12 protein-coding genes and 1 riboswitch are annotated in these 12986 nt (G+C 69.2%); of the genes, 7 read left to right on the top strand and 5 right to left on the bottom strand.

From position 1 onward, the window contains the following. Positions 1-36: 36 nt before the first annotated feature. Positions 37-1059: a sugar ABC transporter permease gene (locus AB0O21_RS03325; protein ID WP_365165607.1), complete on the bottom strand. Its 1023-nt coding sequence runs from the start codon at positions 1057-1059 to the stop codon at positions 37-39. Positions 1060-1222: 163 nt separating this feature from the next. Continuing rightward, positions 1223-2506 (bottom strand): extracellular solute-binding protein, encoded by a 1284-nt coding sequence (locus AB0O21_RS03320; protein ID WP_365165604.1) that lies wholly within the window; start codon positions 2504-2506, stop codon positions 1223-1225. 288 nt (positions 2507-2794) lie between these two features. On the opposite strand from AB0O21_RS03320, the gene AB0O21_RS03315 reads away from it, so the two are divergent. The 3 genes from AB0O21_RS03315 to AB0O21_RS03305 all read left to right on the top strand — a co-directional run bounded on the left by AB0O21_RS03315 (position 2795) and on the right by AB0O21_RS03305 (position 6104). Continuing rightward, complete coding sequence (locus AB0O21_RS03315) at positions 2795-3559, top strand: GntR family transcriptional regulator (RefSeq protein WP_215015257.1); 765 nt, start codon at positions 2795-2797, stop codon at positions 3557-3559. Positions 3560-3675: 116 nt separating this feature from the next. Next, on the top strand, positions 3676-5913 hold the full coding sequence (locus AB0O21_RS03310; RefSeq protein ID WP_365165601.1) for a carbon starvation CstA family protein: 2238 nt from the start codon (positions 3676-3678) through the stop codon (positions 5911-5913). After that, the gene (locus AB0O21_RS03305; RefSeq protein ID WP_365165598.1) at positions 5910-6104 is read left to right on the top strand and encodes a YbdD/YjiX family protein; all 195 of its coding nucleotides are present in this window, start codon (positions 5910-5912) and stop codon (positions 6102-6104) included. Before AB0O21_RS03310 ends, AB0O21_RS03305 begins: the two co-directional genes overlap by 4 nt. A 51-nt stretch (positions 6105-6155) precedes the next feature. Here AB0O21_RS03305 and AB0O21_RS03300 read toward each other — a convergent pair whose 3' ends face one another. Continuing rightward, the gene (locus AB0O21_RS03300; RefSeq protein WP_365166355.1) at positions 6156-6740 is read right to left on the bottom strand and encodes a Uma2 family endonuclease; all 585 of its coding nucleotides are present in this window, start codon (positions 6738-6740) and stop codon (positions 6156-6158) included. A gap of 78 nt (positions 6741-6818) precedes the next feature. Here AB0O21_RS03300 and AB0O21_RS03295 point away from each other — a divergent pair, with 78 nt between their 5' ends. From AB0O21_RS03295 to AB0O21_RS03285, 3 genes are all read left to right on the top strand, one after another. Further along, complete coding sequence (locus tag AB0O21_RS03295) at positions 6819-7313, top strand: GNAT family N-acetyltransferase (RefSeq protein ID WP_365165596.1); 495 nt, start codon at positions 6819-6821, stop codon at positions 7311-7313. Positions 7314-7357: 44 nt separating this feature from the next. Further along, positions 7358-7467, top strand: a riboswitch (cobalamin riboswitch). 140 nt (positions 7468-7607) lie between these two features. Continuing rightward, the gene (locus AB0O21_RS03290) at positions 7608-9989 is read left to right on the top strand and encodes a ribonucleoside-diphosphate reductase subunit alpha (protein WP_365165594.1); all 2382 of its coding nucleotides are present in this window, start codon (positions 7608-7610) and stop codon (positions 9987-9989) included. Beyond that, entirely contained in the window at positions 9989-11008 is a 1020-nt protein-coding gene (locus tag AB0O21_RS03285) for a ribonucleotide-diphosphate reductase subunit beta (protein ID WP_365165592.1), read from the top strand. The genes AB0O21_RS03290 and AB0O21_RS03285 overlap by 1 nt, the downstream gene beginning before the upstream one ends. On the opposite strand, the gene AB0O21_RS03280 is transcribed toward AB0O21_RS03285, so the two are convergent. Then, positions 10960-11157 carry a hypothetical protein gene (locus AB0O21_RS03280; protein WP_365165590.1) on the bottom strand — a complete coding sequence of 66 codons (198 nt, stop codon included), beginning with the start codon at positions 11155-11157 and terminating at the stop codon, positions 10960-10962. The two genes, AB0O21_RS03285 and AB0O21_RS03280, sit on opposite strands and share 49 nt — an antisense overlap. Positions 11158-11238: 81 nt before the next feature. On the opposite strand from AB0O21_RS03280, the gene AB0O21_RS03275 reads away from it, so the two are divergent. Beyond that, positions 11239-12210, top strand: a complete 972-nt coding sequence (locus tag AB0O21_RS03275) for a helix-turn-helix domain-containing protein (RefSeq protein ID WP_365165588.1) — start codon at positions 11239-11241, stop codon at positions 12208-12210. A gap of 90 nt (positions 12211-12300) precedes the next feature. On the opposite strand, the gene def is transcribed toward AB0O21_RS03275, so the two are convergent. Continuing rightward, positions 12301-12936, bottom strand: a complete 636-nt coding sequence (gene def, locus AB0O21_RS03270; RefSeq protein WP_365165586.1) for a peptide deformylase — start codon at positions 12934-12936, stop codon at positions 12301-12303. Positions 12937-12986: the final 50 nt, after the last annotated feature.

The following is a 12986-nucleotide window of genomic DNA, read 5'->3' as shown; positions in this document are numbered from 1 at the left end:
GGGCGGGCGCCTGCGGCTCCGGGGCGGTGGTCGTGCTCACTGCTCCTCCTCCTGCTTCAGGATCAGGCGGAAGTAGAAGGACATGACGACCACGAGGATCAGGATCGTCAGGACGGAGATCGCGGCGGCGAGGCCGTAGTGGGACTGGCTCTGGCCCTCCACGTAGGCGAACACCGGGAGGATCTCGGAGGCGCGGTCGGGGCCGCCCTTGTTCATCGCGTAGACCTGGGTGAAGGCCTTGAAGACCCAGATCACCTCGAGGAACGTGGTGACGAGGAAGAAGGGCTTGAGGTTCGGGAAGACGACCTTCCAGAAGGTCTGCCAGCCGTTGGCGCCGTCCATCCGGGCCGCCTCGTACAGCTCGGCCCCGACGGTGGTCAGACCGGCGTACATGTTGAGGGCGACGAAGGGGATGGAGCCCCAGACCACGAGGACGGTGACGATCGTCAGGGTGGAGAGGCCGCTCTCGAACCAGTTGTGCTGTTCGTAGCCGGAGAACCCGGCGCTGCGCATGACCCAGTTCATGACGCCGAACTGCTCGTCGAACAGCCAGTTGAAGACCTGGACGGACGCGACGATCGGCATGGCCCAGGCCATCACCAGCGCCATCGACAGGACCAGGCGCATCCACTTGCCGAGTCGGTTGAGCAAGATGCCGATGAGGCTGCCCAGCGCCATGATCAACGCGACGTTGGCCATGGTGAAGGCGAAGCTCCGGACGACGACGGTCCAGAAGTTCGGGTCGCCGAGGAGTTCGGTGTAGTTGCCGAACCCGGCGGAGGGGTACTTCCGCTGGATGAACTCGACCTTGTTGATGTCCTGGAAGGACAGGATCACGTTCTTGATCAGCGGGTAGAGCAGCAGGCCCGCGAGGCTGATCACCGCGGGCCCGATCAGGAGGTAGGGCAGCCACCCCGAGGGGAGCGACTTTCTGCCCCCGCGAGGAGAGGCCGGTCCGGGGGCGGCGGCGCCGGCCGGCGCCTTCGGCGGTCGTCCGGCGGACTTCGGTGGTGCGTCCTCTGGAGCGCTGGTCGCCGCTCCCTGGGAGTGCACGGTCATGTCTTGGCTTCCTCGCGGTTGACTGTGGAGTCAAATGCGCGACCGGGGGTGTGGCAGGCGCCTGGGCGCCTGCCACACCCCCCGGTGCGTTCACACTGCTGGGTACAGCGGGTGCTGCTGGTACTGCTCGTACTGCTCGTACTGCTCGTACTGCGGGGTGGTGTTACTGGTTGATGCGCTTCGCGATCTCCGCGTCCGCTGCCGCGCCCGCCTTGGCGGCGTCCTCACCGTTCAGGACCTTGGTCATGAACTCCTTGATCGGGTTCGGCTCGGTCTCGACGTTCGCCCAGCCCGCGGTGACCGGGGTGATCTTGCCGTTGGCGCCGGCCTTGGCCATCGACTCGGCGAAGGAGCCCGGGGTGGTGGCGAAGTTCGCGCCGACCTGGTTCGGGAGCAGCGCGCCCTTGGTCTCGGCGGCGTACTTGGTCATCTGGTCCTTGCCGGCGGCGAGGGCCAGCCACTCCTTGGCGAGCTCCTTGTTCTTGGAGCGCTCGGACACGGCGAGGTTCGAGCCGCCGAGGAAGACGGTGCCCGGCTTGTCGGCGGTCTTGCCCGGGATCGGGAAGTAGCCGAAGTCGGCTTCCTTGCCCGCGTCCTTCAGCGCCTTCTCGGCTCCGGAGGCCTCCCAGCCGAGACCGATCCAGGAGGCGACGCCGCCCTTGGGGATGATGTCGGTGGACTGCTGCGGGGTGGCCTCGTCCTTGTCCTTCGGGGCGGTGGAGAAGGACTGGAGCTTCTTGTAGAAGTCCATCGCGGAGGCGGCCTGCGGGGTGCTCAGCTGGCCCTTCCACTTGCCGCCGTCCTTGACGGCCAGGTCGCCGCCCTCGTCCCAGACGAAGCCGGCGAGGACGTACCAGCTCTGGCCGGGCAGGTAGATCGGCTGCGAGGCCGGGTCGGCCGCCTTCAGCTTCTCCAGGCCGGCCAGCCACTCGTCGCGGGTCTTCGGCGGGGTGACGCCGGCCTTCTCGAAGGCCTTCTTGTCGTACACGACGACGCGGTTGGCGGCGTACCAGGGGGCGGAGTAGAGCTTGCCGTCGATCTCGGACGAGGCCATCATGCCCTTGGACCAGGCGTCGGCGCCGAGCTTGGCCTTGTCCTTGGTCAGGTCGGCGAGGCCGCCGGTGACCGCGTAGCCGGCGGTCTGGGTGTTGCCGAGCTCAATGACGTCCGGAGGGGTGTTCTCGGAGAGGGCCGTGGTGACCTTCTCCTGGATGCCCTTCCACTTCTGCTCCTCGACCTTGACCGTGACGCCGGGGTGCTTGGCCGCGAACTCCTTGTTGACCTCGTCGAGCCAGGCCTTCGGCGCGGAACCGTCCATCAGCCAGACGGTGATCTCCTTGGCGCCACCCGCGTCGGCCTTCGCCTTGTCGTCGCTGCCGTTGCCGCACGCCGCGACTCCGACCATCATGCCCGCGACACTGACCGCCGCGATGAGCTTGCGCTTCACGCCACCCTCCTCAGGGATGCTGCCTGCAACTTCCCTCGCCCGCCGCGGTGACGTACCAAGTACTGCCCGTGGGGCCGGGATCTGATCCATATTGGTGTAGACCAGTAGCTGGAGCTTGGCCTAGACCTTTAGGGGTGTCAAGGGTCTAATGAGCGGGCGGTCGGTCCGTTATCGGACCGACACCTGGACAGGGAGAAGGCCTGTCCCCCCGCACGTGTCACGATGTGACCGCACATATCGGAGGAGCCGGTGACGGCAGCGAAACTGGAGTCGGGAAGGCGGGCGGCGATGGCCACCGAAGGGGCGATCACGGAGCCGGAAGGCGGGGCGGCCACTCGCACGGCGCGTGTACCCAAGTACTACCGACTCAAGCGGCACTTGCTCGACATGACCGAGACCCTGCCGCCCGGCACGCCGGTCCCGCCGGAGCGCACGCTCGCGGCCGAGTTCGACACCTCGCGGACCACGGTCCGCCAAGCCCTCCAGGAACTGGTCGTAGAGGGACGTTTGGAACGGATCCAGGGCAAAGGCACCTTCGTCGCCAAGCCCAAGGTCTCCCAGGCCCTGCAACTCACCTCCTACACGGAGGACATGCGCGCCCAGGGACTGGAACCGACCTCCCAGCTCCTGGACATCGGCTACGTGACGGCTGACGACACCCTCGCCGGACTGCTGAAGATCACCACCGGCGGGCGGGTGCTGCGCATCGAGCGGCTGCGCCTCGCCAGCGGCGAGCCGATGGCCATCGAGACCACCCACCTCTCGGCCAAGCGCTTCCCCGCGCTGCGCCGTTCGCTCGCCAAGTACACCTCCCTCTACACCGCGCTGGCCGAGGTGTACGACGTCCACCTGGCCGAGGCCGAGGAGACCATCGAGACCTCGCTGGCCACCCCGCGCGAGGCCGGCCTGCTCGGCACCGACGTCGGCCTGCCGATGCTGATGCTCTCCCGGCACTCCCTGGACGCCGACGGCGAGCCGGTGGAGTGGGTGCGGTCCGTGTACCGCGGCGACCGGTACAAGTTCGTGGCCAGGCTCAAGCGCCCCGCCGTCTGACGGCCGCCGCCGGGTAGTTGCCCCATACCGCTATGCGGACGGGGTCTTACGCTCACCGGGCAATCCCCCGTAGATTCCCTGCGCTTACGCAGATGATCGACGAGGGGACGAGGGTCATGCCTGAACCGGAAGCAACAGGAACACAACAGGCCGGAACACAAGAAGACGTGGCGAGTCCGGGCACCGCGCCCGGCTCGCCCTCTCCGAAGTCCATCGCCGTATGGGTACTCGTCGCACTGATCGGCGCCATCGCCTGGGGCGTGCTCGCCATCTCCCGCGGCGAGGAGATCTCCGCCGCCTGGCTGCTCGCCGCCGCGGTCGGCTCCTACGCGATCGGCTACCGCTTCTACGCGCGCTTCATCGCGCACCGCGTCCTGAAGGTGGACCCCACCCGGGCCACCCCCGCGGAACGCCTTGACAACGGTGTCGACTTCCACCCCACCGACCGGCGCGTGCTCTTCGGCCACCACTTCGCCGCCGTCGCCGGCGCCGGCCCGCTCGTCGGCCCCGTGCTCGCCGCGCAGATGGGCTACCTGCCGGGCACCATCTGGATCGTCGCGGGCGTCATCTTCGCCGGCGCCGTCCAGGACATGGTCACGCTGTTCTTCTCCACCCGCCGCGACGGCCGCTCGCTCGGCCAGATGGCCCGTGACGAGATCGGCCCGGTCGGCGGAGTCGCCGCCCTGATCGCCGTGTTCACCATCATGATCATCCTGCTGGCGGTGCTCGGCCTGGTCATCGTGAACGCCCTGGCGCACTCCCCGTGGGGCGTCTTCTCCATCGGCATGACCATCCCGATCGCCCTCTTCATGGGCTTCTACCTGCGCGTGCTGCGGCCGGGCCGGGTCACCGAGGTCTCCGTCATCGGCGTCGCGCTGCTGCTGCTCGCCATCGTCGCGGGCGGCTGGGTCGCCGAGTCCTCCCTCGCCTCCACCTTCACGCTGGAGAAGGAGACCCTCGTCCTCTGGATGATCGGGTACGGCTTCTTCGCGTCGGTGCTGCCGGTGTGGATGCTGCTCGCGCCCCGCGACTACCTCTCCACCTTCATGAAGATCGGCACCATCGCCCTGATGGCGCTGGGCGTGGTCATCGCCATGCCGACGCTGAAGATGCCCGCGGTCACCGACTTCGCGACCCGCGGCGACGGCCCGGTCTTCGCCGGTTCGATGTTCCCCTTCGTCTTCATCACCATCGCGTGCGGAGCCCTGTCCGGCTTCCACTCGCTGGTCTCCTCGGGCACCACCCCGAAGATGATCCAGAAGGAGACCCAGGTCAGGGTCATCGGCTACGGCGCGATGCTCACCGAGTCCTTCGTCGCCATCATGGCGATGATCGCGGCCACCATCATCGATCCCGGCCTGTTCTTCGCGGTGAACTCCCCCGGCGGAGTCATCGGCACCACGGTCCAGACCGCCTCGCAGGCGGTCTCGAACTTCGGCTTCGCCATCACCCCGGACGCCCTCGCGCTGGCCGCGAAGGAGGTCGAGGAGGCGAGCCTGCTCTCCCGTACCGGCGGCGCGCCGACGTTCGCACTCGGAATGTCGGAGATCTTCTCGTCCGTGATCGGCGGCGCGGGAATGAAGGCCTTCTGGTACCACTTCGCCATCATGTTCGAGGCCCTGTTCATCCTGACGACCGTCGACGCGGGCACGCGCGTCGGACGCTTCATGCTCCAGGACACCCTCGGCAACGTGCACAAGTCCTTCAAGAACGTCAGCTGGAAGCCGGGCGTGTGGCTCGCGAGCGCCGTCGTCGTCGGCGGCTGGGGCTACTTCCTGTGGGTCGGCATCAAGGACCCGCTGGGCGGCATCAATCAGCTCTTCCCGCTGTTCGGCATCGCGAACCAGCTGCTCGCGGCCGTCGCCCTGGCCGTCTGCACCACGCTGCTGGTCAAGTCCGGCCGGCTCAAGTGGGCCTGGGTGACGGGTGTTCCGCTGGCGTGGGACGTGGCCGTGACGCTCACCGCGAGCTACCAGAAGGTCTTCTCGGACGACGTGAAGGTCGGCTTCTTCGCGCAGCGCGACAAGTACCAGGGCGGGATCGACGCGGGCAAGGTGCTGCCGCCCGCCAAGAACATGGACGACATGCACACCGTGGTCACCAACGCCACGGTGGACGGCGTGCTGTCCGCGCTGTTCGCGGTGCTGATCATCATCGTGCTGGCCGACGCCGCCCGGACCTGCCTCAAGGCCGTCGCCAACCCGGAGTCGGTACGCCTCTCCGAGGTCCCGTGGACCGAGTCGAAGATCATCGCCCCGGCCGGGCTGATCCCGACCGCGGCCGAGCGGGCCGAACTCGCCGCGGCGGGCCTGGACTCGGGCGGCGGCCGGGTCAAGGAACCGGCCGCGTCATGACCCTGCGCGGCGCGCTGGCCCGCGCCCGGTACTTCGTACGGGAGTTCTCGGGCGAGGCGGCCTACGACCGGTACGTCGCCCATGCCCGCTCCCACGACCCGCAGACGGCCGTCCCGACCCGGCGCGAGTTCGAACGCGCCCGCACCGACGCCCGCGAGGCGGACCCCCGCGAGGGCTTCCGCTGCTGCTGAACGATGCGTGAAGGGCCCCGCCGCTTCCATCGGCGGGGCCCTTCGGCGTGTTCAGCGCACCCAGTCCTTGAGGGGCTCAGTCTGGAGGTTGATGCCGACGGGGTCGGGGAGCTGTACTTCCCTGCCGAAGGGAACGGTGCGTACGGTTTCGTAGCCGGTGCCATCCGGGTCGCTGTGGACGACGACCTGGCACTTGAGCCGGTCGATGAGCAGGTAGACGGGGATACCGGTCTCCGCGTAAGCACGCGGCTTTTCGATCCGGTCGCGCCGCTCGGTGTCGGAGTCCCAGGAGGTCACCTCGACGGCCATCAGGATCGGGCCCGGATCCACCCAGTCGCCCTGCCCCACGAACGCGTCCTCGTGCGCCAGAACCCCGTCCGGAATGGCACGACCCTCTCGGTACTGTTCCGCCTTGATCCCCTGCCCCGGGTGCAGCCAGAAGTCCGGGTGATGCTGCATACAGATTCGCGTCAGCCACAGAATGATCCGCCCGTGGTCCCCGTCAGGCATGGCCTTGCTCCTCAGCACCCCACCGATGAATTCCAGTCGCAGCCCCTCCTCCTCGCGGGCGGCTATGCGGGCCAGGTGTTCGAAGCGCTCGGTCGACATGTGGGGACGTTCGGTCATGACGCTCATGCCTCGCTCGCCTTCCTGGACGGTGCTGATTCCGACCATAGCGCCGGGCACCGACACCCGTCCTGCACACTCGACCGCATGGACATCGTGATCAGGGCGGCACTGCCCGCCGAATACGAACAGCTCGGCGAGATCACCGCGCAGGCCTACCTGGGCGACGGGCTCCTCGGCTCCGGCGAGGCGTTCTACGTGGCCGTGCTCCGCGATGTCGCCGGGCGGGCCTCCGACGGGGAGGTGCTCGTGGCCGTCGATGAGGGCGTGCTGCTCGGCGGGGTGACCTTCGCCCCGCCCGGGAGCCCGCTGGCCGACGTCGCCGGGCCCGGCGAGGCCGAATTCCGCATGCTGGCCGTCTCCCGCGAGGCGCGCGGACGCGGCACGGGCGAGGCCCTGGTGCGCGCGTGCATGGCCCGCGCCCGGGAGCTGCCGGGCATCACGCACCTGGTGCTCTCCACGCAGCGCAGCATGACCGGCGCCCAGCGGATCTACGAGCGGCTCGGCTTCGTCCGCATGCCAGAACGGGACTGGGCGCCGGTTCCCGGCCTGACGCTGCTCACCTACCGCCTGGAGCTGTAGCCGCGCCGACACAACATGTGGGGGGTCGCGCAGACGCGGCCCCCCACATGTATGCTCATGCCTGCTGTCGCCGCAGGGGAATCCGGTGTGAATCCGGAACTGTCCCGCAACGGTATGAAAAGTCCGAGGACCTGCCGACGGTGCATCCGGGTCGACCGAACCGGGTGCCGATACGTCCGGGCCTCGCGGTTGGGCCGGTGGACGCCATGCGGTGTACGCGTTCCTGCCACGCCCGCATGCGCTGCCCCGCGCCCGCCCGCCGTCGACCGGGCCGAGCGAGGGAGAGCTCCCGCCGTGACCATCGCGCCTTCCGCACCGCGCGCCGAGTCCGTTTCTGGCGACAACACCGAGGGCCCGGGGGCCACGCTGCTGCGTACCCTCACCGAACTGACGGCGGACCTCCCCGACACCGACCCCGGCCGGGTCGCCGCCGCCGCGCTGCGCGGCCGCAGCGCCGCCGCCGACGACGCCGAACTGCGCGGCCTGGCCACCGAGGCCGCCGCCGGCCTGATCTCCGAGGACCCGGCGTACTCCAAGCTCGCCGCCCGCCTGCTGACGCTGGCCGTCCGCGACGAGGCCGCCGGCCAGGGCTCCACCTCCTTCTCCGGCTCCGTCGCCGTCGGCCACCGCGAGGGGCTGATCGCCGACCGCACGGCCGAGTTCGTGACGGCCCACGCGGCCCGCCTGGACGCGCTGGTCGAGCACACCCTCGCCGAGGGCGCCGACGACCGCTTCGGCTTCTTCGGCCTGCGCACCCTGCACAGCCGCTACCTGCTGCGCCACCCCATCACCCGCCAGGTGATCGAGACCCCGCAGTACTTCATGCTGCGCGTGGCCTGCGGTCTCGCCGCCGACGAGAGCGTCCAGGCCGTCGAGGAAGTCGCCTCGCTCTACCGGCTGATGAGCCGCCTCGACTACCTCCCCTCTTCCCCCACCCTCTTCAACTCCGGCACCCGGCACCCGCAGATGTCCTCCTGCTACCTGCTGGACTCCCCGCTGGACGAGCTCGACTCGATCTACGACCGCTACCACCAGGTCGCACGGCTGTCGAAGCACGCGGGCGGCATCGGCCTCTCGTACTCCCGCATCCGCGCCCGCGGTTCGCTGATCCGCGGCACCAACGGCCACTCCAACGGCATCGTGCCGTTCCTGAAGACCCTCGACGCCTCCGTCGCCGCCGTGAACCAGGGCGGCCGCCGCAAGGGTGCCGCCGCCGTCTACCTGGAGACCTGGCACGCGGACATCGAGGAGTTCCTGGAGCTCCGCGACAACACCGGTGAGGACCAGCGCCGTACGCACAACCTGAACCTCGCCCACTGGGTGCCGGACGAGTTCATGCGCCGCGTGAACGCCGACGCCGACTGGTCGCTGTTCTCGCCGGCCGACGTCCCCGAGCTGGTCGACCTGTGGGGCGACGCGTTCGACGCCGCCTACCGCAAGGCCGAGGAGTCGGGCCTGGCCCGCAAGACCATGCCCGCCCGCGACCTGTACGGCCGGATGATGCGCACCCTCGCGCAGACCGGCCAGGGCTGGATGACCTTCAAGGACGCCTCCAACCGCACGGCGAACCAGACCGCCGAGCCGGGCACGGTCGTGCACTCGTCCAACCTCTGCACCGAGATCATCGAGGTCACCAACGACGGCGAGACCGCCGTCTGCAACCTCGGCTCCGTCAACCTCGGCGCCTTCGTCGTCGACGGCGGGATCGACTGGGAGCGGATCGACGAGACCGTCCGCACCGCCGTCACCTTCCTCGACCGCGTGGTGGACATCAACTTCTACCCGACCGAGCAGGCGGGCCGCTCCAACGCCCGCTGGCGTCCGGTGGGCCTGGGCGCCATGGGCCTCCAGGACGTGTTCTTCAAGCTGAGGCTGCCCTTCGACTCCCCCGAGGCGAAGGCCCTGTCCACCAAGCTCTCCGAGCGCATCATGCTGGCCGCGTACGAGGCCTCCTGCGACCTCGCCGAGCGCAGCGGCCCGCTGCCCGCCTGGGAGCAGACCCGCACCGCGCGCGGCGTCCTGCACCCGGACCACTACGACGTCGAGCTGAACTGGCCGGAGCGCTGGGACGCGCTGCGCGCCCGCGTCGCGAAGACCGGCATGCGCAACTCGCTCCTCCTCGCCATCGCCCCGACGGCGACGATCGCCTCGATCGCGGGCGTGTACGAGTGCATCGAGCCGCAGGTCTCCAACCTCTTCAAGCGCGAGACCCTGTCGGGCGAGTTCCTCCAGGTCAACGGCTACCTGGTGGACGAGCTGAAGCAGCTCGGCGTGTGGGACGCCCAGACCCGCGAGGCGCTGCGCGACTCCTCCGGCTCGGTCCAGGGCTTCGGCTGGATCCCGGCCGAGGTCCGCGAGCTGTACCGCACGGCGTGGGAGATCCCGCAGCGCGGCCTGATCGACATGGCCGCGGCGCGCACCCCCTTCCTCGACCAGTCGCAGTCCCTGAACCTGTTTCTGGAGACGCCCACCATCGGCAAGCTGTCGTCGATGTACGCGTACGCCTGGAAGCAGGGCCTGAAGACCACGTACTACCTGCGCTCGCGCCCGGCGACGAAGATCGCCCGCGCCGCGCAGGCCGCCACCGCCGCTCCGGTGGCCCTCCCGCAGGCCGTCGACGCCGACGCGCTGGCCTGCTCCCTTGAGAACCCCGAGTCCTGCGAGGCCTGCCAGTAATGAGCACCACCCAGTCCGACAAGAACCTCCTGGACCCGGGCTTCGAGCTCACGCTCCGCCCGATGCGCTACCCGGACTTCTACGAGCGCTACCGGGACGCGATCAAGAACACCTGGACGGTGGAGGAGGTCGACCTCCACTCGGACGTCGCCGACCTCGCGAAGCTGACCCCGGCCGAGCAGCACATGATCGGCCGTCTGGTCGCGTTCTTCGCGACGGGCGACTCGATCGTGTCGAACAACCTCGTCCTGACCCTGTACAAGCACATCAACTCCCCGGAGGCGCGCCTGTACCTGTCGCGCCAGCTGTTCGAGGAGGCCGTGCACGTCCAGTTCTACCTGACGCTGCTCGACACCTACCTGCCCGACCCGGACGACCGCGCGGCGGCCTTCGACGCGGTCGAGGAGATCCCCTCCATCCGCGAGAAGGCGCAGTTCTGCTTCAAGTGGATGGACTCGGTCGAGAAGATCGACCGCCTGGAGACGCAGGCCGACCGCCGCCGCTTCCTGCTGAACCTGATCTGCTTCGCCGCGTGCATCGAGGGCCTGTTCTTCTACGGCGCCTTCGCGTACGTGTACTGGTTCCGCTCTCGGGGTCTGCTGCACGGCCTGGCAACCGGGACGAACTGGGTCTTCCGGGACGAAACCATGCACATGAACTTCGCCTTCGAGGTCGTGGACACGGTTCGCAAGGAGGAGCCGGAGCTCTTCGACGACGAACTCCAGCAGCAGGTCGTCGACATGCTCAAGGAGGCCGTGGAAGCGGAGCTGCAGTTCGGCCGCGACCTCTGCGGCGACGGCCTGCCGGGCATGAACACCGAGTCGATGCGCGAGTACCTGGAGTGCGTCGCGGACCAGCGCCTGGTCCGCCTCGGCTTCGCGCCGGTGTACGGCTCGCAGAACCCGTTCTCCTTCATGGAGCTGCAGGGCGTCCAGGAGCTGACGAACTTCTTCGAGCGCCGCCCGTCGGCCTACCAGGTCGCGGTCGAGGGCACCGTCGACCTGGACGAGGACTTCTGAGCCCTTCGGGCCTTTGGCTGTGATCGGCCGGCAGCTGCTTCGCGCAGCTGCCGGTCGATCCTGCGTTCGCGGGCCATTCCGTACAGGGAGGGACCGAGGAGGAGTGCGGCGACGGCGAGGACGACGAGGTAGTTCACGAGCGTGTTCATGACTCCACTCTCGCGAGACTGCCGAAGATCGAACAGTGGCAGGACTGTCACGAAGAGGCGAATTACTGCCACACTGGAGTCATGCCTCTGAACAACGTCGCCGTGGCCGTGGTCAACGGGGTCGCCCCCTTCGAGCTGGGCATCTTCTGCGAGGTCTTCGGGATCGACCGCAGTGCGATGGGCCTGCCTACGTACGACTTCGCCGTCTGCGCGGTGGAGGACAATCCGCTGCCCGCCGGCGACGGCATCTTCGGGCTCACGCTCCCCTACGGGCCGGACCGGCTGGAGGAGGCGGACCTGATCTGTCTGCCCGCCGACCGGGAGGCGCCCACCCGGGAGTATCCCGAGGCCCTGCTGGCCGCCCTGAACCGGGCCGTGGACCGGGGTGCGCGGTTGCTGAGCGTGTGCAGCGGTGCCTTCATGCTCGGTGCGGCGGGGCTGCTCGACGGCCGCCGGTGCACCACGCACTGGATGCACGCGCCCACCCTGATGCGCCGCTACCCGCACGCCCTGGTCGACCCCGACGTGCTGTACGTGGACGAGGGCCAGGTGATCACCTCGGCCGGCACCGCCTCCGGGATCGACGCGTGCCTGCACGTCGTCCGCCAGGAGCAGGGCTCCGAGGTGGCCAACACCATCGCGCGGCGGATGGTCGTACCGCCCCACCGGGACGGCGGGCAGGCCCAGTTCATCCGGCGGCCGCTGCCGCGCACGGCCTGCGACACCGTGGGCGAGGTGATCGCGTGGATGGCCCGCCACCTGGAGGACGAGATCACCGTCGAGCAGCTCGCCGAGCGCGCGCACATGTCCCCGCGTACGTTCGCCCGCCGCTTCCTCCAGGAGACCGGCACGACTCCCTACCAGTGGGTGCTGCGCCAGCGGGTGCTGCTCGCCCAGGAGCTGCTGGAGACCACCGACGAGACCGTCGACGCCATCGCGGGCCGCTGCGGCTTCGGGAACGCGGCCGCCCTGCGCCACCACTTCCTGCGGACGCTGGGCACCACCCCGAACTCCTTCCGGCGTGCCTTCCGCGGCCCGCGGGCCGTCGCCTGACCGTGTACGGACGCCGCAGGGCCCCGCTCCGGGATGTCGGAGCGGGGCCCTGCGTGAGCGTGCGTGGGTGGGTGCGCGTCGCGCGAGCGGTCAGGCGTTCGGGACCGTCTCGTAGCGCGGGGTGCCCTCTTCCATCTGCCGCAGGGCGTCCTTGCGGTCCCGCTTCGAGAGCCGGTCGATGTACAGGTACCCGTACAGGTGGTCGGTCTCGTGCTGGAGGCAGCGCGCGAAGTAACCGGTGCCGCGTACCTTGATCGGGTTGCCCTGGGCGTCCTGGCCCTCGACCTCGGCGTAGTCCGGGCGGGCCAGCGACGCGTAGGCGGTCGGGACCGACAGGCAGCCCTCGTTCGAGTCGTCCAGGACCCGGGTGCCCGCCGGCAGCTCCACGAGCTTCGGGTTGACCACGACACCCGTGTGGCGGTTGCCGTCGTCGTCCGGGCAGTCGTAGACGAAGACCTTGGCGTCCACGCCGATCTGGTTCGCGGCCAGGCCCACGCCCTCGGCGGCCTTCTGGCTGGCGAACATGTCGTCGATCAGCTGCGCCAGCTCGTCGCCGAACTCGGTGACGTCCTTGCACTCGCGGTGCAGGACCGGGTTGCCGACGACGGTGATCGGGCGGGCGGTTCCGCGCTCACGGTGGGCGAGCTCGCGCTCGGCACAGTCCTCCGTGTCCACGACGTACCCGTCGTTCACGATCTCGACAACCTCGTTCTCCTGCTGCGACATGTCCGCCGTACGCCTTCCGTAAGTCCAAGTCACCGGTGGTCGCCGATGGC

It is taken from the genome of Streptomyces sp. NPDC091371, assembly GCF_040684275.1.
Taxonomy (GTDB): domain Bacteria; phylum Actinomycetota; class Actinomycetes; order Streptomycetales; family Streptomycetaceae; genus Streptomyces.
Note: the sequence above shows the minus strand (reverse complement) of the source record. Positions and strands in the feature narration are given on the sequence as shown.